The sequence below is a fragment of the Myroides sp. A21 genome, assembly GCF_000807225.1.
Taxonomy (GTDB): Bacteria; Bacteroidota; Bacteroidia; order Flavobacteriales; family Flavobacteriaceae; genus Flavobacterium; species Flavobacterium odoratimimum.
This window is the reverse complement of record NZ_CP010327.1, coordinates 998,780-1,021,023: the sequence shown is the minus strand read 5'-3', so window position 1 is coordinate 1,021,023 and position 22,244 is coordinate 998,780. Positions and strand designations below refer to the sequence as shown.

The window sequence follows — 22,244 nt, the reverse complement described above, 5'->3', positions numbered from 1 at the left end:
TATTTAGACAACCTTTTTATAAAGTATGTGGGTATGTTATATGTTTAACTACCTAAGACTGCTGCTGTAGCAAAAAGAGTTAGTGTCAATATAAAGAAGATAACACCTATTAATGAAATCACTAAACCTGCAATTGCTAATCCTTTTGGTTTTCTAAATACTCCGATAGCAGAGAAAATCAACCCTAATAACCAACATATTACGTTTATAAAAGGAAGCCAAAACAGAAGAAATGCAACAATTGATAAAATAAATCCTGCTAATCCAAGATTATTCTTTTCTGGAACTATAGGAGGATAATAAGCTTGTTGTTGATTGTATCCTTGTTGTGGAGGAGGAGGTGTAGATCTAACCTCTTGCTCTATTTCTCTCTCAAGTTCTTTTGCAGCCTCTACTACAGGCTCAATAACTTCTTCTTTTATCGTCTCAACGATTGGCTCAACAACTTCTTTCTCTATGTTGTCTACTGTCTCTTCGATAGATGAAGTTACTCTATCAACAATAGATTCGTCGCGTTTAGTTTCTTCAGATGAAGGCACTGGAGGAGGAGTATGCTCCGTATTTTCAGAAACTTTCTTCCCTTCTAGGTTTTTATTATCTTCCATAGTGGTTCTATTTTAATAGATCAAATATAGTTTTTATTTAACAAATAAAATATACTTATATGTTTAAAAATCAATATTTAATTAACTCTTTTTGGCTAAAATAGTATTGAGTGTTCTTTTTTACTTCTTTTTTGTTAATTTGTAAAGGTTTTTTTTAAGAAAGTAAAGGGTGATTTTAAGAAATAAGAGCATAAGGATTAGGGAATAGAAAGCCTTTGAGTAGGGAGGGAGAAGTAGATAAAAAAGCCCTTTAGACAGGTGACTAAAGGGCTGTTGAATTTATTAAAGAGGAATATTTCCGTGTTTTCTGTTTGGCATATTTACTTCTTTATGTTCTAACATAGAGAATGCCTTAAGCAGTTTTCTACGAGTCTCATTAGGAAGAATTACTTCATCAATGAATCCTCGTTGTGCTGCTCTATATGGAGTAGCAAATTTGTCTGCATATTCAGCTTCTTTCTCAGCTAGTTTTGCTGCTGGATCAGCTGCTTCTGCTATTTCTTTTTTAAAGATAATCTCACTTGCCCCTTTAGCTCCCATTACTGCTATTTCGGCATTTGGCCAAGCAAAGTTCATATCTGCTCCGATGTGTTTAGAGTTCATTACATCATAAGCACCTCCATATGCTTTACGAGTAATCACCGTTACTTTAGGTACTGTAGCTTCACTTAATGCATACAGTAACTTAGCACCGTGTACGATGATGCCATTCCACTCCTGATCTGTACCAGGTAAGAATCCAGGTACGTCTACTAAGACTAATAGAGGAATATTAAAAGCATCACAGAATCTAGTGAAACGTGCCGCTTTAATAGAGCTGTTTACATCTAAACATCCTGCTAAGAACATAGGATTGTTAGCCACAATACCTACACTTTTACCTCCTAGTCTAGCAAAACCTACTACAATATTCTCTGCGTAGTCTTTGTGTATTTCGAAGAAAGAGTCCTCGTCTATGATATGATTAATTACCTCTTTCATATCATAAGGCTTATTAGAGCTCTCAGGTACTATCTCATCTAGTTCATATCTATACTCTTCGCCAATAGTATAAGGAAGGCTCATAGGCTTCTCCATATTGTTTTGAGGCATATAAGACAATAGCGTTTTTACATCCTCTAGACAGGCTACGTCGTTAGGAGATGTCGTATGAGCTACTCCAGACTTCGTAGAGTGAGTACTTGCTCCTCCTAATTCTTCCGAAGTTACCTCTTCATTAGTTACTGTTTTTACAACGTTAGGTCCTGTTACGAACATATAACTAGACCCTTCTACCATCATTGTGAAGTCAGTCATCGCAGGAGAATATACTGCTCCTCCAGCACATGGCCCCATAATAGCAGATAGCTGAGGTATCACACCAGATGCTTGTACATTGCGGTAAAAGATATCTGCATATCCACCTAATGATCTTACACCTTCTTGTATACGTGCTCCTCCAGAATCGTTTAGACCTATCATTGGCGCCCCCATTTTAAGAGCCATATCCATTACTTTACAGATTTTCTCTGCATGTGTTTCAGACAGTGCTCCTCCGAATACGGTAAAGTCTTGTGCGAATACATAGACTAAGCGACCGTTGATCGTTCCATAGCCAGTCACTACACCATCTCCGTGATATACTTCTTTATCCATACCGAAGTCGGTCGTACGGTGTGTTACTAACATACCGATTTCTTCGAATGAACCTTCGTCTAGTAGGTATTCTACACGTTCACGAGCAGTAAGTTTCCCTTTGCTGTGTTGTGTATCTATTCTTTTTTGCCCTCCGCCTAATTTAGCTTGGGCTTGTATTTCTTGTAATTTATTTATTTTCGGATTCATAGGATTCTTAGTTTGGTAATCGAAGTTGTTTTTGGTCTTCTAAATACATCTGTAACGCAAGGTATGCCGCTATCTCTGCTTCATCTTTATACTCTTCTTTGATTAAATCAGCATTGTAGTATTTCTTCACGAAGTTCGTGTCAAAATGACCTTCTCTAAAAGCATTGTGTTCCATTACGAACTTACCGAATGGCAATGTCGTACTGATACCTTTTACCTTATATGCTTTAATGGCTTCGATCATAATCTCTATAGCCTCCTCACGTGTCTGTCCATAAGTAATTAACTTGGCTAACATCGGGTCGTAGTAGATAGGTACATCCATACCTTCTTCTATACCGTTATCTACACGGATACCTTCTCCAGTAGGTAGTTGATAGATTTCTAAGTTCCCTACACTAGGTAAGAAATCATTTAGAGGGTCTTCTGCATAGATACGAAGTTCCATAGCATGTCCTTTGATCTCTAAGTCTTCTTGTGTAAAAGGAAGCTTCTCTCCACGAGCTACCTTGATTTGCATCTCTACTAAGTCTAATCCAGTGATTAACTCTGAGACTGGATGTTCTACTTGAAGACGAGTATTCATCTCTAAGAAGTAGAAGTTAAGGTGCTCATCTATTAAGAACTCCACCGTACCAGCTCCTACATAATCACAAGACTTAGCTACCTTAATAGCTGCTTCTCCCATAGCTTTACGCACTTCAGGAGTTAATACAGCAGAAGGGGCTTCTTCTATTACTTTTTGGTGACGACGTTGGATACTACATTCTCTTTCAAATAAGTGAACTACGTTACCATGTTTATCCGCTAACACTTGTATCTCAATGTGTCTAGGCGAACCTATATATTTCTCAATGAAAACAGAACCATCTCCGAAAGCATTGGTTGCTTCAGAAATAGCACGCTGCATTTGACTTTCGAATTCTTCTTCTTTTTCTACGATACGCATCCCTTTTCCACCACCACCAGCAGCAGCTTTGATTAGGATAGGGAAGCCTATTTCTTTCGCTACTTGTTTCGCTTTGGCTACGTCAGTGATAGCCTCGTCTAGACCCGGCACCATAGGGATGTTATAGTCTTTTACAGTTTCTTTAGCAGCCAGTTTATTACCCATTACTTCTATAGCATGCGTATCTGGACCGATAAAGGTAATCCCAGCTGCATTACACGCTAAAGCGAAGTTAGAGTTCTCACTTAAGAATCCATATCCTGGGTGGATACCATCTACATTTAATGATTTTGCTACTTCTAATATTTTATCTCCTAATAAATAAGATTGGTTAGAAGGAGCCTCTCCGATACATACAGCTTCATCAGCCATACGTACGTGTGGAGCATTACGATCAACAGTAGAGTACACAGCTACTGTCTTAATACCCATTTTTTTAGCTGTAGTCATAATACGTACAGCTATTTCGCCACGGTTGGCAACTAATATTTTTTTCATCTTTATTCGAATTCAATTAACACTAATCCTTTATCAACAGTGGCACCTTTAGTCACGTTGATGGACTTAATAATCCCAGCTCTAGGAGAAGATAAGTTGTTCTCCATCTTCATAGCTTCTAAGATTAATAAGTTGTCATTCTCAGCTACTTCTTGCCCTACAGTTACCAAAATATCTAGGATAAGACCAGGCATAGGAGCCTTGATAGAATTAACCTGCTTAGTAGAGTTTAAGGAGAAGCCTAATTGATTGATTAGCTTATCGAGTTCGGTTTGGATATTAACAGAATAGTTATTCCCGTTGACATTTACAGTATAGTTTTTGTCTGTAAAGTAGTTCTCAAGTATTTCCACGTCATAAGATCTGTTGTTTTTGAGTACGTGATATGTAGATTCATTTACACGAGATACATTGATGTCTCCTTGTAATAAATCTTCACTTTCAAAAACAGTATCAGCATTCACTTTTAATTGATACGTTTTATTCATTATATTTTTAGTTTTTGGTATTCGTAAATATAATTAAATGTGTGATATATAAATAATATTTATTGATAATTTAATTTTTTACTACACTATGGTGGAAATATTGTTTTTTTACAATAATTTTGGTTGATTCTGATTGTAAATAAATAAGATAAAAGAGGTTACAAGGTATTCAATCGGAATTTTTTATACTATTCTCGTTAAGTAGAACAGGTATTCTCTGATAGCTAAACGGCTTTAATCAACATTGTGTTTTATTGTATTTGAGTCCGTAGTGAGTCCGTTATGAGTCCGTAGTAAGTCCGTTATTTTATACAAAACAACGGAGTTATTATGGAGGGGTAATATAGGTAGTTAGCTAAGATGGAAAACTAGTCTAGAGGAGGTGTGAAGGGAATGTGGAGTGAGAATGGAGAAGGGGGTAAAAAGAAAAAGGTAATCTCTAGTTAGAAATTACCTTTTATAATAGTTATTATTCTTCGTCTTTGTTTTTTAAAGGATTCCATCCTCTTGATTTTAAAGGGATTTTAGTGTTTGCTCTTGAGATAAGATGAACACCTTCACTCTCTTGTGTTGTGTGACCTATCACTGTTAAGTTTGGATTCCCCTTGATTTTGTCAAAGTCTTCCATTTTAATAGTGAATAACAGTTCATAGTCTTCACCACCATTGATAGCCATCGTAGTGGCATCGATATTAAACTCTTCGCAAGTGTTCATAAACTGAGGGTCTAATGGAAGTTTCTCTTCATATAGATTACATCCTACCTTAGAACTTTTGCAAATATGCATAATCTCAGAAGACAATCCATCAGAGATGTCTATCATCGCTGTTGGTTTTACACCTAGATCTGCTAAGAGCTGTTTGATATCTGTTCTCGCCTCTGGTTTTAACTGTCTTTCGATGATGTATTCGTAGATAGATAAGTCTGGCTGATTATTAGGGTTTACTAAGAATACTTGTTTCTCACGCTCTAGGATTTGCAATCCCATATAAGCAGATCCTATATCTCCTGTTACCACTAATAAGTCGTTGTCATTCGCTCCATTGCGGTATACTAATTCTTCTTCTTTAGCTTTACCAATAGCGGTCACGCTTATAATCAACCCTTTTTGTGATGAGGTAGTGTCTCCGCCTACTAAGTCTACTTTATAATACTTACACGCTAAGGCGATTCCTTCGTATAACTCATCTAGAGCTTCTAGAGGAAAACGATTAGATACTGCGATAGATACTGTAATCTGTGTAGGGATGGCATTCATCGCACAGATATCGGATAGGTTAACTACCACCGCTTTATATCCTAAATGCTTAAGAGGAGAGTATGCAAGGTCAAAGTGCACTCCTTCGATTAATAAATCTGTAGAAACAACTACTTTATCTTCTCCAAAAGACAATACTGCAGCGTCATCTCCGATGCCTTTAGTTGTACTCTCGTTTTCTATTGTAAAGTTTTGTGTTAAATGTTCTATTAATCCAAACTCACCTAAATGTCCTATATCTGTCTTAGATTGATTTTTATTCTCGATCATCGTATATCTGCTTTATTTTAAAGTAATGCAAAGGTAAAAAGAAAAGGCGATAGATTTATTTCTATCGCCTTTTAAACTATAAGTTAGCTCTTTTAAAATATTTAAAATAGCCATTATATGTATTGAAGTCTGGTACTAGACTAGCGTAGTAGCTAGGGTCTTCTTCTTCTATTATTTGTAACAGAGAGCGCCATATTTCTATTTCAGTAATAATCTCTCTAGCATAGTATTCGATATCATTTATCTCAAGGCCTTTATAGTAAGTAAGTGATTCTTGAGATTTTTGAATTAATTCTTTAGCCATTTGACGAGCATTTTCTTTTTCGCCAACTTTATAAGAACCTTCTACGAATGGATGTACAACTTCGTATAAACCATAGTATTTGATAGGCATGTTCGTCATCGCTATATCGATAACTTTCTTCGCTTTCTCATCTTTACCCTCTATTAATAGTTGTTCCATCAATCGAGCAAGGTTGATACGGTAGCTCAGTGCATTACGTCTAGTCTGAGGATCGTGATAGATTTTATCACTTCCCATATTACCCCAGTACCACTTCGTTACGATATCGTACATTCTATCTGCGTCTATAGAACCTCTATCTAGTGCATGAGAACTCTCTGTATCAGATTTCAGAGGAACTAGTTTATATACTAAACCACTTAACTGTAAGTAATCTTTCATCCAGATGAAATCATCATCTCCCCAGCTACCTCCAGAGAAGTATATAGGTCGTTCCCAGTTATTATTTGCTACTATATCTAACATGATAAGGCGGTGCTTATAGATAGCCTGGTCAGTAATGTTAACGTCTAGATAAGGTAATATATCTTTTCTTAAGTGAGGAGATACGATATTGTGTTTCGCTATATTAGCACTATCTACAGGTATTCTGATCTGATTAGTAGGAGCGATATACAATGTAGTTCCTGCCTCTGTTTTAATCTTCGTTCTATCGTCATCAGATTTAATGAAGTTAAGAAGAGAGTTGATGTCTATTCTTTCGTCAATCATCTTGTTTACGATGATAGCATCTCTTTTATTACCTACATATTGATCATGTGTGAATGAGATAGGTAGAGGCTCTGAGTCATACGCTTTTGCTCTCATCTGGTCAATATACCAGTCTAATGGAAGTAAACTCGTACATACAACTCTTACGTCTGTTCTGTATCCTTCTACATCTTGTAGATACCACAGTGGGAATGTATCGTTATCTCCAATAGTAAATAAGATAGCATTCGGATCACATGAATCTAAGTATGCTCTAGCGTTAGCAAGGGCTGTATAACGATCTGAACGGTCGTGGTCATCCCAGTTTTGTTGTGCTAATAATACAGGAGCTGCAAATAATGATACAACTAGAACAGCTGGACCAGCTATTTTTGGTTGTACATATTTTTTAAGACCGTCGAAGATAGCATATACTCCGAATCCAATCCACATCGCGAATACATAGAATGCTGGTACTACAGCATAGTCACGTTCACGCGGTTCGAATGGACGTTCATTCAAGAATATTTTAAGTGCAAAACTTGTAAATAGGAATAACACTAACAATACCCAGAACATCTTAGGGTCTTTACGATAGTGGAATACAATACCGATAAGCCCAAGTATAAAAGGTAAGAAGAAATAAGTGTTTCTACCTTTGTTTTCTAATGTATCTGAAGGTAAGTTATCTTGAGAACCTAAACGTATTTCGTCTAAGAATTTGATACCACTAATCCAGTTACCGTGTTGTAAGTCACCTTGACCTTGTACATCATCTTGTCTTCCTGCAAAGTTCCACATCAGGTAACGCCAGAACATATATCCGAATTGGTACTCAAACATAAAACCGATATTACTAGAGAATGAAGGTACTTCGATTTCTAGGTATTCTCCATATTGATCTAGGAACTTATCAAGTCCGTCATAGTCAATTTCACCACTAGCAAGACCTTGTTTTACTCCAGATACTAATTCTTCTAACTCTTTTGTTCCAGCATATTGAGAAGATACTCTGAAGTCTAACGGTTTAGTGTAACGCATATAGTTAACACGGTGATTTTTGTCTGTACTCCACAGTCTAGGAAGGAATCCTTTATGAGTACTGTCGAAGTTTTGTCCTGCGTTTTTATATTCGTTTACGATTTCATATTTACCTGTTTGGTAGTTTCTTTCGTAGTTTGGTTTTTCGTCTTTCCAAGGATTGTTTTTATCTAATCCTACATATTTTTTAGTGAAGTAAGAGTCGTAATAGATACTTTCTTCTCCATACTGTTCACGTTGGTAGTATGCTAATAACTCAGAAGCATCAGAAGGAGTGTTCTCATTGATCACTACTTTTGCATTGGCACGGATAGGTAACATTATCCAACTTGTCAATCCGACAAATACAAAAAGAAGTGTTAGAATAAGCGTGTTCGCCATTATTTTGTTTTTCTTCTCTGTGTATCTCAACCCGAATACAAAGAAGGCAACAATCAATAAGAAGGCAACAATAGTCCCACTGTTAAATGGCATTCCTATCGAGTTCACCATAAAGATCTCTGTCTTACCAAATAAGGCTAAGGTCTTAGGGAATAAGAAAGCAAAAAGGAAGAATAAAACTCCCACAGCCGCTATATTGGCTATGATAAAGTTTTTGATAGTTACTTTTTGATATCTTTTAAAGAAGTATAGTAATGCGATAGATGGAACTGTCAACAAAGCCATTAGGTGGACTCCAAATGAAGCTCCGATAACTAATCCTATCAATAATAGCCAACGATTACCTTTAGGAGTGTCGATATCATCATACCATCTCACACCTAAGTACAATAGAAGTGATGTCAGAAGCATCGCAGAAGCATATACTTCAGACTCTACAGCATTAAACCAAAAACTATCTGTGAATGAAAAGGCTAATGAACCAACAGCAGCACTACCTAAAACAACGATAGCATTGATATTCGTCCACTCACTTTTCGCAACGACGATTTTCTTAAGTAAATTAGATAATGTCCAGAACATAAAAAGAATGGTAAACGCGCTGGAAATAACAGCAACCATGTTTACCATTAGGGCAACTTTATCTGGAGAGGTAGCAAACATCGAGAAGAAAGCTCCTAACATTTGATAAAAAGGAGCCCCTGGAGGGTGTCCTACCTGTAGTTTAGCAGAGGTAGCAATATATTCTCCTGGATCCCAAAAGCTTACTGTAGGCTCTACTGTTAGTGTATAAGTCAATAGGGCAATGGCAAAACATAGCCATCCTCCTATAACATTCCACTTCTTGTAATTGAATGTCAACATATTTGTAATTACTAGATATTTTTTCAGATTGTATATACAAAGAAAAGATTTTTTTTGTGTTGCGTGAAGGAATTAGAAAAAATTAATTTTTTTGATAGAAAAGTTTGGAGATTATAAAAATAGTTATACTTTTGCATCCGCATTGATGAAGTAATTACGCTTTACGGTATGTAAAAAAGGTATTGGCCTATGGTGTAATGGTAACACAGCTGATTTTGGTTCAGTCGTTCTAGGTTCGAGTCCTAGTAGGCCAACAGAAAAGCCTCTTGATTTTTCAAGAGGCTTTTTTTATTTTAATTGTACGTAAAAATAAAATGTTAAAATTATCAATACTCTCTCTTGACTATGAGTATCTTAGCAAAATAGGGGGCTGAGAGTGATTAAAAAAGACATTTTATATTTGGAAGAATCAAAAAATGTGCTAATTTTGCATCCGCATTACTGAAGTAATTATGCCAAAGTAATGAAATGGTACTGGCCTATGGTGTAATGGTAACACAGCTGATTTTGGTTCAGTCGTTCTAGGTTCGAGTCCTAGTAGGCCAACAAAAAACCTCTTGATCATTCAAGAGGTTTTTTTATTTCAAGAATAAGGAATTGAAATAAGAAAGGTCAGAGCACGCTCTGACCTTTTTTTGTTATTAGTTTTGACCTTTGAATTCAGGTTTTCTTTTTTCTAAGAAAGCAGTAGTTCCTTCTGTGAAGTCTTCTGTTTCGAAGCATTCTCCGAAGTTCTTGATTTCTTCGTGGTATCCGTTTACACCATCTTTAAAGTTAGCATTAATAGATTTTATTGCTCTTCCAATTGCAGAAGCAGAGTTAGAAGCTATTTTGTTCGCTATTTTCTTTGTGAATGCTAATAGTTCTTCTTGCTCTACAACGTGGTTCACTAATCCATAAGATAGAGCTTTATCAGCTGTTATCATCTCTGCAGTCATGATTAGCTCCATTGCTCTTCCTTTTCCAATAAGTTGAGGTAAGCGTTGTGTTCCGCCATATCCTGGGATTAGTCCAAGTGTTACTTCTGGAAGTCCCATTTTAGCGTTATTAGAAGCTATTCTGAAGTGTGCTGACATCGCTAACTCTAATCCACCTCCTAGGGCAAATCCATTAACAGCAGCGATTACTGGTTTGTTGTAATTTTGAACATAGTCGAATAGAAGCTCTTGTCCTTTGGCAGCTAACTGTGAACCTTCACTAGTGTTGAAGCTAGAGAATTCTTTAATGTCAGCACCTGCAACGAAAGCTTTTTCTCCACTTCCAGTAAGGATGATAACACGTGTTTCACGGTCTTTTTCAAAGTGTTTAAGGGCTTGGTGAAGCTCTTCAATTGTTGGCTTGTTTAAAGCGTTTAATTTAGTTGGTCTATTAATGGTTATAATGGCCAGACTTCCTTCTTTTTCTACTAGAATATTTTCAAAATCCATAATATCTTTTATTTGATTAATTATTTATAATAGGCAAGGTAACAATAAATGTGGTGCCAAGACCTTCTTCTGTTTCGAAGACTATTGTACCGTTGTAATTTGTAATTATGTTTTTTATGATTCCCAATCCTAATCCCATGCCACTTGTTTTGGTAGTGAACTTAGGTTGGAATATTTTGTTTAGATCTTCTTGCTTTATACCTGTTCCGTTATCAGCTACTTTGATGATTGCGCTTTCTTCTGTTCTAGATATACTCACTTTTATTTGTGGGCTCTTCTGCTCAGATGGGATAGCTTGTATTGCATTTTTGACTAAGTTAGTAATAATTCTGATTAGTTGTGTTCTATCTATTTTAGAGATGATCTCCTGATCGGTGCTTTCAAACCAGATATAGTCTTCATTAAAGATGTCAAGTGTTAATTTTACAGTATTGACAATGTCAAGAGTTTCGTCTTGCTGAGCAGGCATTGCAGCAAAGCTTGAGAACGCTGTTGCAACAGAAGTCATCGTATCTATCTGTTGTATTAATACCTGTGAAAAATCTTTTAGTTTAGTTTTAATATTAGGATCATTAGGGTCAAATCTTCTTTCAAAGCTTTGAACAGTCAGACGCATTGGAGTAAGAGGATTTTTTATTTCGTGTGCAACTTGCTTAGCCATTTCTCTCCAAGCTTGCTCTCTTTCTGTTTGAGCTAGTTTTTCGTACGAATCATCGAGTTTCTCCACCATATCATTATATGCAGTGATAAGAGCTGAGATCTCTTTACTAGTGTTGCTAGAATCAATCTTTTCGTTTTTTTGCCCGAACTTAGTACTTGTAATCTTGACACTAATATTGTTTAGACTTTGGGTAATATAGTTTGACAAGAAGTAAGAGATAGCAATAGACATAATCAGCATAATGATATATACTTGTCCAAATTTAACCATGAAGTTCTGAATCTCGTTCTCGTAAAACTCTGTTTTCTCCTCATACGGTATTTTAAGTATACCTAGGGGTTTGTACTTTAAATCCTTTAAGAAGCTATATGCGATACGTATACGGTTGCTATCTACCGTTTTTATATCTACAAAGCGTTTGTTTGGAGAGGACTGTATTGTCTTTAAAACTAAAGGAGAGATGTTTTTAGAGATGCTATCTACAGAAAAGGTACCTCTTGAGGTAATCAAGAGGTGTCCTTGTAGATCGTGTATATTGATCTCTGTATTGTGTATGGCTGCTAGCTCATGTATTTTATCTCTAAAAATGCGAGGGATATTCTCTGTTGTTAGAGGGTATTCTGAGGTTGTTAAGATGTAGTTTATATTCTCGTTGATAGAGTTTTCTGTCCTTTCTAGTCTATATTGATGATAAGTACGTGCTTCTTCTCTGAATTGATACACTGATACAGCTGATATCAATACAGATGAGATAATACTCAAAAATATAAGTGAGAAAAATATTCTATTTCTCAGAGAAAAGTTCTTTAATATAAAGTCATCTTTCATTATTTTCTGCTATCGCGAATTCGTTTGTATAAGCGTATTCCTAGCATTAATAGTATTGATAATCCTACTAGACCTACAACTCCAAATATCCAATTAAAAGTACTTTTTAAAATTACTAAAAATACTACAGAAAATAAAATCAAGGTTGCTCCTTCATTCCAAATTCTAAAAAAGGAAGATGTTTTAGTCATCGTTCTATTGTTGATTTGTTTGACGAACTGATGGCATTTTAGATGATAAGCAATTAATGCTACTACAAATAATAGTTTTACATGCATCCAAGGTTGACTTAACCAAGCAGGTATTGCTATCAGCATCCATATTCCAAAAATAGTTGCCAATACTGCCGCAGGCCATGTGATGATGTTCCACAGGCGATTAGTCATGATGGTGTATTGATCTCTTAGGATGTTGGATTGTACTTCAGGCATATCCTTCGTCTCGGAGTAATATACAAATAGACGTACGATATAGAATAGTCCTGCAAACCAGCATACTATAAAAATAATATGTAGAGCTTTTAGATATAGGTATAACATGCTATTATTTGTTTTGCCATTCTTTAATCCAAGTAACCATTGCATCTATCCACATGTCATCATCATTCATACAAGGGATTGTTCTAAACTCTTCTCCTCCGTGTTTTAAGAATTCGTCATGTGCTTCCATGCCTATTTCTTCTAGTGTTTCAAGACAGTCGGCTACAAAGGCAGGAGTAACTACTGCTAGCTTTTTAATGCCTTTCTCAGCTAATCCATTTACAGTAGCATCAGTTGGAGGTTGTAGCCATTTGTCCATTCCTAATCTAGATTGGAATGAGTTAGTGTATTTATCAGCAGGGATGTTTAATTTCTCTACTACTTGTCTTGTTGTTTCTAAACATTGGTGTCTATAGCAGAACTCATGTGCTTTAGAAGCTGTTTGACAGCAAGAGCCGTCTATAGTACAGTGTCCCTTCGTTACATCTGATTTGCGGATATGTCTTTCAGGTACCCCATGATAAGAGAATACGATATGGTCATAGTCATACCCTTCTAGATGACCTTGTATAGTATGAGCTAGAGCATCTACATATTCTTTCTTGTTGTAGAAAGCTGGGAAGCTCGTAACTTTCATTTGAGGAAAGTATTTCTGTCTTACTTCTTCTGCTAATACATTAATAGTCTCTGTAGTTGCCATGGCAAACTGAGGGTAAAGAGGGATCATTAGTACATCATCTATACCTTTGTCTTTTAATTCTTGTAAACCTGTTTGGATAGAGGGTTCTCCATATCTCATAGCTAATGCTACTGGTATGTCCACTTTTGCTTGTACTTTCTTTTGTTGTCTTTCAGAAATTACGATTAGTGGTGAACCTTCTTTCCACCATATTTTAGAATAAGCTTCTGCTGATTTCTTTGGTCTAGTATTCAGTATGATTCCTTTAACTAATAAACTTCTTAGGATGTATGGCATGTCTATTACTCTTTCATCCATTAAGAATTCTCCTAAGTATGGTTTTACGTCTTTTGCTGTAGGGCTTTTAGGTGAGCCTAGGTTAACTAATAATATACCTTGCATGTTGTTAATTATTTGTGTTGAGAGACATTAAGTATTTTTTCGGTGTAGTGCCAAACTTCTTTTTAAAGGCAGCAATGAAATGACTAGCAGAACTATAACCGATCTTTAGTCCTACTTCGTTTACATTATAACTACCGTTGTCTAAGAGCTTGCGTGCGTATTCCATCTTATAATCAAACAAGAAGCTGAATACAGAGTCACCGTAAATCTGCTTAAAGCCCATTTTTAGTTTTTTAATGTTAATACCTACTGAGTCTGCTAACTCTTGAAGAGTAGGTGGTTCAGCCATTTTACTGATGATGATATCTTTCGCTTTTTTGATTTTAACGACATCGTCTTCATCAGATAAGAATGGGCAATTCTCTATGTTTTGATCTTCATTCTGATTAAATAGTAAACTAAGTAACTCGTATGTCTTACCAGTGTAGTATAGCTTTTTGATAGTTGGATTCATATAGAAGTTAAACAACTGATTTAGGACTATAGCCATAGAAGGAGTAATTTCTTCTTCAGAGTAATACTTCTTGTCTCTGTTTTCACCAGTTAAAAAACCGATGAACTCTGCTTCTGTTGAAAATAGAGCATGGAACTTCTTGATAGAAATTAAAACACTTATGACCCATGTATTAGGGGATATCTCTAAGTGTACAGGAAGCTGTTTTTGTGGGTTGTATAAGATCAAGAACTTTTCTTCATTAAGAGGAAGAGAATAGGCTCCTTGATTGAATACAAATTTGGCAGACCCTTTTAAACCAAAGTAAAATTGGATAACATCTGTTCCCATTTCTCGTTGAAATGTTATGTTCTCTGTCAAGTTGTTTTCGAATCTTAATATCGAAAAATTATCATCAATTATTATTTCTTCCGTAGGACTCATAGCGATACTTTTTAAACTTAAGTTAGAAACTTATCTAGTTATTTTTTATTTAGAACGATTCTATATAGGGTGTCTTTTAACCCTTGCTATTGTTGCAAATGTACTGTATTATAATGAAATGCAAGGCTTTTTTTTTCAGAAATCCCTTAGCGATATAAATAGTCCTTCTAGCGTTACTTTTGTCGATTCTTTAATCTTAAATTTGTTTACTTTTTTGAATTAACTCTGTGGTATGGACAAAATAGATAAGACTAAACCTGCGACTTTTTATGCAGTGGGATTAAGTTATAAGAAAGCGGACGCTGAAATGCGCGGTAAGTTTAGTCTAAGTGATGAGGCCAAAGACAATTTATTAACTCAAGCTAAAAATGAAGGAATCGAGAGTTTAATCGTGATTTCTACATGTAATAGAACGGAGATATTTGGTTTCGCACAACACCCTTTCGAACTGATTAAATTATTATGTGATAACAGTAATGGTACAGTGGATGACTTCCGCAACGTGGCTTATGTATATAAGACTAAGGAGGCGATAGAACACTTATTCCGTGTTGGAACAGGACTAGATAGTCAGATATTAGGTGATTTTGAAATTATCAGTCAGATTAAGAATGCTTTCTACTTAGCGAAGGAGAAAGAATTGACAACAAATTACTTCGAGAGATTAGTCAATGCAGTTATCCAAGCAAGTAAACGTATCAAGAATGAGACTGAGCTTAGTTCTGGAGCTACTTCTGTGTCATTTGCTTCTGTACAATATATTATGGACCATGTAGAAGATATCTCTAATAAGAATATCTTGTTATTCGGAACAGGTAAAATCGGTAGAAATACATGCGAAAACTTAGTGAAGCATACTAAGAATGATCATATCACACTTATTAATAGAACAAAAGAGAAAGCATTAGAAGTAGCAGGTAAGTTTAACCTTATCGTAAAGGATTATGCAGATTTACAAGCAGAAATACGCAAATCAGATGTGCTTATCGTAGCGACTGGTGCGCAGAAACCTACAGTAGATAAGGCGTTGCTTAACTTGACAAAACCTCTTGTTATTTTAGATTTGTCTATTCCTAAGAACGTGAGTGATGATGTGACTGAGATAGAAGGAGTAGAATTAATACACCTTGATTATTTATCTCAAATGACAGATAAGACGATCGAGAGAAGAAGAGAGTTCATTCCACAAGCAGAAGAAATTATAGAAGAGATCATGTCTGAGTTTATCGCTTGGACGAAGATGAGAAAATTCGCACCTACTATACATGCTCTTAAATCTAAGCTAGAGCAGATAAAAGATGGGGAATTAGATTATCATAAAAAGAAATATGATAACTTTGATTCTGAGCAGGCTGAACTAATCAGTATGCGCATCATACAGAAGATCACTACGCACTTTGCAAACCATCTTCGTCATGAAGATACAGTAGTGGATCAGAGTATAGAATGGATAGAAAAAGTGTTTCATATAGAATCAAATTAAAATGGGTAGAATTATTCGTATAGGTACACGTGATAGTGAACTAGCAATGTGGCAAGCAAAAACAGTTGAACAATCTCTTCAGAAATTAGGGTACAAAACAGAGTTAGTACCTGTTAAATCTACAGGAGATCTAGTGTTAGATAAGCCACTATATGAGATGGGAATCACAGGAATCTTTACTAAGACTCTAGATGTGGCAATGATTAAAAAAGAGGTAGATATCGCAGTACATTCTATGAAAGATGTACCAACAGCTCTACCACAAGGAATCGTACAAGGAGCAGTACTTAAACGTGCTAATACTGTAGATATCTTATTACATAAAGGAGATACATCTTTTATGTCAGAAGAGGTTGAGGCAGTAGTAGCTACAGGAAGTTTAAGACGTAAAGCTCAATGGTTAAACCGTTTCCCAAAGCATACAACAGTTGACCTACGAGGTAATGTAAATACTCGTATGGAAAAACTACAAAACAGCGATTGGAATGGAGCAATCTTCGCTTCAGCTGGTTTAGATCGTATTAAAAAGAAACCATCGAACTTCATTAATCTTGACTGGATGATACCAGCACCTGCACAGGGAGCTATGGTAGTAGTCGTAAATGCAGATGATAATCATGCTTTAGACGCAGTAGCTCAGTTAAATGATTATGAAACAGAGATGACTACTTATATAGAAAGACAGTTCTTAAGAACACTAGAAGGTGGGTGTACAGCTCCTATCGGTGCTTTAGCTACTTATAATGATCACGATGACACGATTAATTTTAAAGGGGTATTATTCTCTTTAGATGGTCAACAGAAGTTCGAAGTGAACAAAGTAGTGGATATCGCAGAGTGGAAGAAACTTGGATTCTTTGCGGCTAAAGAAATTCTTGAGAATGGTGGTAGTGAATTAATGGAAACACTACGTCAACAATTAAAAAAATAAAATGTCTTTTAATCCAACTATTTTATCTACACGTAAGATTAAAGCGAGTGTATTAGACACTGTTGCTTTAGGGAAGGTGCATTTAGTAGAACAAGATTATATCTTGACAGAACACTTGGTATTCGACTTAGATGCTGTACATGAGTATGTATTGTTTACAAGTCAGAATGCGGTGAAGAGTGTGATTAGTCAAGGGTATAGAGAAGTTCTGAATAAGAAACCAGCGCTATGTGTAGGGATAAAAACAAAAGAATTGTTGGAAGAGAACGGTTGGGAAGTTAAGGCTTGGGCACATTATGCAAAAGAATTAGCTCCTATCATTGTTCAGGACTATAAAGATAGATACATAACATTCTTTAGTGGAAGTATCAGAAGAGATCTATTGCCAGATGCTTTTAGAGCAAATGGTGTGGTCTTTAATGAGTTCACAGTATATCAGACTGTACTTAATCCAGTAAAGAATGAATATAAAATAGATGGATTGTGCTTTTACAGTCCTTCAGCGATAGAGAGTTATCTTCAGCAGAACAGCATCACGACAGAAGTGTGCTTCTGTATAGGAGATACTACAGCAGAACCATTAAAAGGAGTTACACAGAATATTGTAATAGCGAAGCAACCTACAGTGGAGGCTACATTACAAGCTTGTGTGGATTATTATAAATAGAGTCAGCTAAAAATTGACGTATTAAAATCGAATAGAAATGATTAAAAATGATTTATTCTTAAGAGCGTTAAAAGGTGAAACAGTAGAGAGACCACCTGTATGGATGATGCGTCAAGCAGGTAGATACTTACCAGAGTTTCGCGAATTAAGAGATAAGTATGATTTTTTTACACGTTGTAGAATGCCAGAAATCGCAGCTGAGATTACAGTACAACCGATTCGTATTGTAAAACCAGATGCTGCTATTTTATTCTCAGATATTTTAGTCGTACCGCAAGCTATGAACATTGATGTAGAGATGAGACCAGGAGTAGGGCCATGGGTACCTAATCCTATCCGTTCTGCTAAAGATGTAGAGCAAGTTATCGTACCTAATATCGAAGAGACATTAGGATATGTAATGGATGCTATTAAAGTAACGAAAGAGATGTTAAACGATGAGGTACCATTGATTGGATTCGCTGGTTCACCTTGGACTATCTTTTGTTATGCAGTAGAAGGAAAAGGTTCTAAGAGCTTTGACTTAGCGAAAGGAATGTGTTTTTCTGACCCAGTAGCGGCGCATACGTTATTACAAAAAATTACAGATACAACTATTTTATACCTTAAAGAAAAGGTAAAAGCAGGTGTAAATGCAGTACAAATATTCGATTCATGGGGAGGTATGTTATCTCCAGTAGATTACCAAGAGTTTTCATGGCAGTATATTAATCAAATAGTAGAAGCATTAGCTGATATCACTCCAGTTATTGTATTTGGAAAAGGATGTTGGTTTGCATTACCTGAAATGGCGAAGTCAAAAGCTTCTGCATTAGGAGTAGACTGGACTTGTAGCCCACAGAACGCTCGTCTATTCACAGGAGGAGATATCACATTACAAGGTAACTTTGACCCAAGCCGTCTAATGTCTCCGATCCCTACTATTAAGAAAATGGTACACGAGATGATCGATGCTTTCGGTAAAGATAAGTATATAGTGAACTTAGGTCACGGTATCTTACCTCATATCCCAGTAGATCATGCAAAAGCATTTATCGAAGCGGTAAAAGAATACGAACACAAGTAAAATATTGACAGAAAAGCCTGCCGAAGTATGACGTAGGCTTTTTTGTTTTACTATATCATTTGACCTATGTTAAACAAAGGAACAAAAAGTGAAGAAGAAAGACGTATAGAGTCTATTGTTCAGAAGTTGTCTTCTATTGGATTTACACCAGAGGACAAGAAATTTATAGAAGATCTAGACGTAGAGCTTCAAAAGATAGGCCTGAGTTATGAACAACTGTTGATAACAGAAGGTAAGGACTTAGCCTTACACTTACATAAATTCAACTTCCCTTGGGATAAGATGGAAGAGTTCACAGATCTATTAGTGAAGTGGTCTTCTCAAGAGCCTTTATTAAAAGCAAAAGCAAAGGCTGTCTATCAATATATCCAAGATGAGAGTAAAGCATTCTCATTTAATATCATGACTAAGATTAGTCGTCTTTAAGAGATCACTATTTACAGCAGAAACAGGTTGAGGTATCATACACACTATGATAGTGATATGTAGGACTAGAGGAGTCTGCTTACTATTGTTTATTTAAAGATAAGGTAGAGAGGTGTAATATAATGTATTGGCTGAACTACGGAACAATAGTTTTTTTAATGATGAGTATCCTGACAGAGAGAGGATATGTACTATTTATAATATGAAAGAACAATTTTATCAATATATACAACAGCTTCAAGATACCATTACAAAAGGACTTGAAGATATAGATGGAAAGGCAAAATTCCAAGAAGACCTTTGGGAACGTCCTGAAGGTGGTGGAGGTCGCACACGCGTAATCGAGAATGGAGCAGTATTCGAAAAAGGAGGAGTGAATATCTCTGCCGTACACGGACCATTACCAGTAGCGATGCAAAAGTACTTTAATGTAGGAGATGTAGATTTCTTCGCTTGTGGACTATCGTTAGTGATTCACCCGAAGAGTCCTATGGTACCTACAGTACATGCTAACTGGCGTTATTTTGAAATGTATGACAAAGAAGGTACAGTAGTGCGTTCTTGGTTTGGTGGAGGACAAGACCTTACACCTTATTACCTATTCGATGAGGATGCTACGCATTTTCATACTGTATGTAAGACAGCTTGTGATAAACATAATCCAGCGTTTTATCCATTGTATAAAAAGCAATGTGATGAATATTTTTGGAATGCACATAGAGAAGAGGCACGTGGTATCGGAGGATTATTCTTTGACCGCTTAGAAGTAACAGAAGAAATGTCTATGCAACAGTGGTATGACTTCGTAACCGAAGTAGGAGATAGCTTCTTAGAAGCTTATGCACCTATCGTAGAACGTCGTATGGATACCCCTTATAGCAATGAGCACCGTACATGGCAAGAAATCAGAAGAGGTAGATACGTAGAGTTTAATCTTGTTCATGATAAAGGAACTCTATTTGGCCTAAAAACCAATGGACGTATCGAATCTATCCTAATGAGTTTGCCACCACATGTACAATGGGTATATGACCACCATCCAGAAGAAAACAGTTGGGAAGAAAAGCTGTTGAAGGTATTAGCTAATCCTGTTGATTGGATGAAATAGTTTACAGTTCACGGTTAACAGTTTACAGTATAAAACTACTTAATAGAGATAATTAGTTATATAAACAAATTATTAAGTTATTAGATTTTGTGTATAATGGAATGTTTGTTGTTGCAATTTATGGTACTATAAATAACCATGAATTATATGATAGACTATCGAAATTATAATGTTTGGAAACTGAGCCATGAATTGGTATTAAAGATCTATCCATTATTAAATTTATATCCTAAGTATGAGGAAAGAAATTTAATAGATCAGATAAGAAGGGCAGTAGTATCAATTCCTACCAATATCGCAGAAGGATGTGGTAAGGATACACAAAAAGAACTTGTTAGATATCTATATATCGCCTCAGGTTCAGCACATGAAGTTGAGTATTTAATATTTTTATCAAAAGACTTAGGTTACTTGAATGAGAATGATTTTTACTCAGTTCAGAATGATATTGTAAGTATTAAAAAGATGCTTGTAGTGTTGATTAAAAGAATAAGAGAAACAATGGATAGTAAAAAGTAAACTATAATATTGTTTATTCTATAAATAGAACATTAATAGAATTATCGGGTACATTTAACTGTAAACTGTAAACCGCTTGCTGTAAGCTGTATACCGTTCACCGTAAATCAAAATAAGAACACAGGTCAACGTTCTGTTTATAGATGTCGAGAGCAACTGTAAACTGTAAACAGTTCACCATAAACCAAAATAAGAACATAGGTCAACGGTCTGTTTATAGGTGTCGAGAGCAACTGTAAACTGTATACCGTTCACCGTAAACCAAAATAAGAACATAGGTCAACGGTCTGTTTATAGATGTAGAAAGCAACTGTAAACTGTAAACCGTTCACCGTAAACTAAAATAAGAACACAGGTCAACGTTCTGTTTATAGATGTCGAGAGCAACTGTAAACTGTAAACCGTTCACCGTAAACCAAAAATAATTATGTTTCCATTACAAAGAGGTAGAAGATTAAGAACAAATGAGTCTATTCGTAGTTTGGTAAGAGAGACTATCGTGACTCCACAAGATTTTATGTTCCCTATGTTTATAGCAGAAGGGACTAATGTACAAGAAGCTATTCCTTCGATGCCAGGTATGTTTAGACGTTCTGTGGATTTGACAGTAAAGGAAGTAAAAGAGCTTTATGCATTAGGTATTCGCGCAGTGAATATCTATGTAAAAGTAAGTGATCATTTAAAAGACAATGCAGGTACAGAAGCATGGAATCCTAATGGATTAATGCAGACTGCTATCAAAGCGATAAAAGATGCATGTCCAGGTATGATCGTAATGCCAGACGTAGCATTAGACCCATATTCTATATACGGACATGATGGTATTATAGAGAATGGAGTAGTAGTGAATGACCCTACAGTAGATGCACTGACGAAGATGAGCGTATCTCATGCAGAGGCAGGAGCAGACTTCGTAGCACCTAGTGATATGATGGACGGACGTATCTTACGTATGCGTGAAGCATTAGACCAATCAGGATTTACGAATGTAGGTATCATGAGTTATTCTGCTAAGTATGCATCTGCATTCTACGGACCATTCCGCGATGCACTAGACAGCGCACCGAGAGCAGATGTAGAGATACCAAAAGACAAAAAAACATACCAGATGGACTATGCTAATCGTATTGAGGCTGTGAAAGAGGCGTTATACGATGTAGAAGAAGGAGCAGATATCCTTATGGTAAAACCTGGTATGGCTTATTTAGATATCGTACGTGAAGTGAAAGACGCTGTGAATGTGCCTGTAGCTGTGTACCAAGTATCTGGTGAGTACGCTATGGTAAAGGCTGCATCAGAGAGAGGGTGGCTTGATCACGATCAGATAATGATGGAACAATTAACTTGTATCAAACGCGCTGGAGCAAGTATTATCTCAACATACTTCGCTAAAGAAGCGTCTATTTTATTGAATAAATAGTTAGAATAAGTACTATAAATAAAAGAAGCTCGTTGATTTTGTCAACGAGCTTTTTTCATTATAAGCTATTGATAACTTTTTTTCTAAATAGTAGTAAGA

The 22,244-nt window shown here is 36.0% G+C and carries 19 protein-coding genes and 2 tRNA genes; 10 read left to right on the top strand and 11 right to left on the bottom strand.

The features are described 5' to 3' along the window. Window positions 1-44: 44 nt before the first annotated feature. The 6 genes from MYRA21_RS04700 to MYRA21_RS04675 form a co-directional block, all read right to left on the bottom strand. Entirely contained in the window at window positions 45-605 is a 561-nt protein-coding gene (locus MYRA21_RS04700; protein WP_006259845.1) for a DUF4190 domain-containing protein, read from the bottom strand. Between the two features lie 282 nt (window positions 606-887). Beyond that, entirely contained in the window at window positions 888-2,429 is a 1,542-nt protein-coding gene (locus tag MYRA21_RS04695; RefSeq protein ID WP_006259844.1) for an acyl-CoA carboxylase subunit beta, read from the bottom strand. Window positions 2,430-2,436: 7 nt separating this feature from the next. Then, on the bottom strand, window positions 2,437-3,876 hold the full coding sequence (gene accC / locus MYRA21_RS04690; protein ID WP_006259843.1) for an acetyl-CoA carboxylase biotin carboxylase subunit: 1,440 nt from the start codon (window positions 3,874-3,876) through the stop codon (window positions 2,437-2,439). A 2-nt stretch (window positions 3,877-3,878) separates the two neighbouring features. Beyond that, window positions 3,879-4,364: an acetyl-CoA carboxylase biotin carboxyl carrier protein subunit gene (locus MYRA21_RS04685; protein WP_006259842.1), complete on the bottom strand. Its 486-nt coding sequence runs from the start codon at window positions 4,362-4,364 to the stop codon at window positions 3,879-3,881. 469 nt (window positions 4,365-4,833) lie between these two features. Beyond that, window positions 4,834-5,892, bottom strand: coding sequence for a thiamine-phosphate kinase (thiL, locus tag MYRA21_RS04680; protein ID WP_006259841.1), 1,059 nt, complete (start codon window positions 5,890-5,892; stop codon window positions 4,834-4,836). Between the two features lie 76 nt (window positions 5,893-5,968). Continuing rightward, window positions 5,969-9,172: a DUF2723 domain-containing protein gene (locus tag MYRA21_RS04675; protein ID WP_006259840.1), complete on the bottom strand. Its 3,204-nt coding sequence runs from the start codon at window positions 9,170-9,172 to the stop codon at window positions 5,969-5,971. Window positions 9,173-9,355: 183 nt separating this feature from the next. On the opposite strand from MYRA21_RS04675, the gene MYRA21_RS04670 reads away from it, so the two are divergent. Both MYRA21_RS04670 and MYRA21_RS04665 read left to right on the top strand, forming a co-directional pair. Then, a tRNA-Gln gene (locus MYRA21_RS04670) sits at window positions 9,356-9,426 on the top strand. A 221-nt stretch (window positions 9,427-9,647) separates the two neighbouring features. Beyond that, window positions 9,648-9,718, top strand: a tRNA-Gln gene (locus tag MYRA21_RS04665). A gap of 95 nt (window positions 9,719-9,813) precedes the next feature. Here MYRA21_RS04665 and MYRA21_RS04660 read toward each other — a convergent pair. Genes MYRA21_RS04660 through MYRA21_RS04640 form a run of 5 tightly spaced genes read right to left on the bottom strand, consistent with a single transcriptional unit; the run spans window position 9,814 to window position 14,525 of the window. After that, window positions 9,814-10,599: an enoyl-CoA hydratase/isomerase family protein gene (locus tag MYRA21_RS04660; protein WP_006259839.1), complete on the bottom strand. Its 786-nt coding sequence runs from the start codon at window positions 10,597-10,599 to the stop codon at window positions 9,814-9,816. 16 nt (window positions 10,600-10,615) lie between these two features. Beyond that, window positions 10,616-12,088, bottom strand: a complete 1,473-nt coding sequence (locus MYRA21_RS04655; RefSeq protein WP_006259838.1) for a HAMP domain-containing sensor histidine kinase — start codon at window positions 12,086-12,088, stop codon at window positions 10,616-10,618. After that, the gene (locus MYRA21_RS04650) at window positions 12,088-12,627 is read right to left on the bottom strand and encodes a CopD family protein (protein ID WP_006259837.1); all 540 of its coding nucleotides are present in this window, start codon (window positions 12,625-12,627) and stop codon (window positions 12,088-12,090) included. The genes MYRA21_RS04655 and MYRA21_RS04650 overlap by 1 nt, the downstream gene beginning before the upstream one ends. 4 nt (window positions 12,628-12,631) lie before the next feature. Beyond that, window positions 12,632-13,648 (bottom strand): ferrochelatase, encoded by a 1,017-nt coding sequence (gene hemH, locus MYRA21_RS04645; RefSeq protein ID WP_006259836.1) that lies wholly within the window; start codon window positions 13,646-13,648, stop codon window positions 12,632-12,634. A gap of 4 nt (window positions 13,649-13,652) precedes the next feature. Continuing rightward, on the bottom strand, window positions 13,653-14,525 hold the full coding sequence (locus tag MYRA21_RS04640; protein WP_006262354.1) for a helix-turn-helix transcriptional regulator: 873 nt from the start codon (window positions 14,523-14,525) through the stop codon (window positions 13,653-13,655). 232 nt (window positions 14,526-14,757) lie between these two features. On the opposite strand from MYRA21_RS04640, the gene hemA reads away from it, so the two are divergent. The 8 genes from hemA (at window position 14,758) to hemB (ending at window position 22,145) form a co-directional block, all read left to right on the top strand. Continuing rightward, entirely contained in the window at window positions 14,758-16,008 is a 1,251-nt protein-coding gene (gene hemA, locus MYRA21_RS04635; RefSeq protein ID WP_006259834.1) for a glutamyl-tRNA reductase, read from the top strand. A gap of 1 nt (window position 16,009) precedes the next feature. Then, entirely contained in the window at window positions 16,010-16,939 is a 930-nt protein-coding gene (gene hemC, locus MYRA21_RS04630) for a hydroxymethylbilane synthase (protein WP_006259833.1), read from the top strand. 1 nt (window position 16,940) lies between these two features. Next, window positions 16,941-17,606: a uroporphyrinogen-III synthase gene (locus tag MYRA21_RS04625; RefSeq protein ID WP_006259832.1), complete on the top strand. Its 666-nt coding sequence runs from the start codon at window positions 16,941-16,943 to the stop codon at window positions 17,604-17,606. 37 nt (window positions 17,607-17,643) lie between these two features. After that, the gene (gene hemE, locus MYRA21_RS04620; protein WP_039328658.1) at window positions 17,644-18,672 is read left to right on the top strand and encodes a uroporphyrinogen decarboxylase; all 1,029 of its coding nucleotides are present in this window, start codon (window positions 17,644-17,646) and stop codon (window positions 18,670-18,672) included. A 66-nt stretch (window positions 18,673-18,738) separates the two neighbouring features. Further along, the gene (locus MYRA21_RS04615; protein ID WP_006259830.1) at window positions 18,739-19,098 is read left to right on the top strand and encodes a hypothetical protein; all 360 of its coding nucleotides are present in this window, start codon (window positions 18,739-18,741) and stop codon (window positions 19,096-19,098) included. Between the two features lie 127 nt (window positions 19,099-19,225). After that, the gene (gene hemF, locus MYRA21_RS04610) at window positions 19,226-20,206 is read left to right on the top strand and encodes an oxygen-dependent coproporphyrinogen oxidase (RefSeq protein WP_006259829.1); all 981 of its coding nucleotides are present in this window, start codon (window positions 19,226-19,228) and stop codon (window positions 20,204-20,206) included. Between the two features lie 147 nt (window positions 20,207-20,353). Continuing rightward, on the top strand, window positions 20,354-20,725 hold the full coding sequence (locus MYRA21_RS04605) for a four helix bundle protein (protein WP_006259828.1): 372 nt from the start codon (window positions 20,354-20,356) through the stop codon (window positions 20,723-20,725). A gap of 427 nt (window positions 20,726-21,152) precedes the next feature. Next, on the top strand, window positions 21,153-22,145 hold the full coding sequence (hemB, locus tag MYRA21_RS04600) for a porphobilinogen synthase (RefSeq protein WP_006262347.1): 993 nt from the start codon (window positions 21,153-21,155) through the stop codon (window positions 22,143-22,145). The last annotated feature ends 99 nt before the right edge of the window (window positions 22,146-22,244 follow it).

Excerpts from the sequence above, each read along its gene's own strand:
- MYRA21_RS04700 (WP_006259845.1), bottom strand. The coding sequence starts at position 605 with ATGGAAGATAATAAAAACCTAGAAGGGAAGAAAGTTTCTGAAAATACG.
- MYRA21_RS04695 (WP_006259844.1), bottom strand. The coding sequence starts at position 2,429 with ATGAATCCGAAAATAAATAAATTACAAGAAATACAAGCCCAAGCTAAA.
- accC (WP_006259843.1), bottom strand. The coding sequence starts at position 3,876 with ATGAAAAAAATATTAGTTGCCAACCGTGGCGAAATAGCTGTACGTATT.
- MYRA21_RS04685 (WP_006259842.1), bottom strand. The coding sequence starts at position 4,364 with ATGAATAAAACGTATCAATTAAAAGTGAATGCTGATACTGTTTTTGAA.
- thiL (WP_006259841.1), bottom strand. The coding sequence starts at position 5,892 with ATGATCGAGAATAAAAATCAATCTAAGACAGATATAGGACATTTAGGT.
- MYRA21_RS04675 (WP_006259840.1), bottom strand. The coding sequence starts at position 9,172 with ATGTTGACATTCAATTACAAGAAGTGGAATGTTATAGGAGGATGGCTA.
- MYRA21_RS04660 (WP_006259839.1), bottom strand. The coding sequence starts at position 10,599 with ATGGATTTTGAAAATATTCTAGTAGAAAAAGAAGGAAGTCTGGCCATT.
- MYRA21_RS04655 (WP_006259838.1), bottom strand. The coding sequence starts at position 12,088 with ATGAAAGATGACTTTATATTAAAGAACTTTTCTCTGAGAAATAGAATA.
- MYRA21_RS04650 (WP_006259837.1), bottom strand. The coding sequence starts at position 12,627 with ATGTTATACCTATATCTAAAAGCTCTACATATTATTTTTATAGTATGC.
- hemH (WP_006259836.1), bottom strand. The coding sequence starts at position 13,648 with ATGCAAGGTATATTATTAGTTAACCTAGGCTCACCTAAAAGCCCTACA.
- MYRA21_RS04640 (WP_006262354.1), bottom strand. The coding sequence starts at position 14,525 with ATGAGTCCTACGGAAGAAATAATAATTGATGATAATTTTTCGATATTA.
- hemA (WP_006259834.1), top strand. The coding sequence starts at position 14,758 with ATGGACAAAATAGATAAGACTAAACCTGCGACTTTTTATGCAGTGGGA.
- hemC (WP_006259833.1), top strand. The coding sequence starts at position 16,010 with ATGGGTAGAATTATTCGTATAGGTACACGTGATAGTGAACTAGCAATG.
- MYRA21_RS04625 (WP_006259832.1), top strand. The coding sequence starts at position 16,941 with ATGTCTTTTAATCCAACTATTTTATCTACACGTAAGATTAAAGCGAGT.
- hemE (WP_039328658.1), top strand. The coding sequence starts at position 17,644 with ATGATTAAAAATGATTTATTCTTAAGAGCGTTAAAAGGTGAAACAGTA.
- MYRA21_RS04615 (WP_006259830.1), top strand. The coding sequence starts at position 18,739 with ATGTTAAACAAAGGAACAAAAAGTGAAGAAGAAAGACGTATAGAGTCT.
- MYRA21_RS04605 (WP_006259828.1), top strand. The coding sequence starts at position 20,354 with ATGATAGACTATCGAAATTATAATGTTTGGAAACTGAGCCATGAATTG.
- hemB (WP_006262347.1), top strand. The coding sequence starts at position 21,153 with ATGTTTCCATTACAAAGAGGTAGAAGATTAAGAACAAATGAGTCTATT.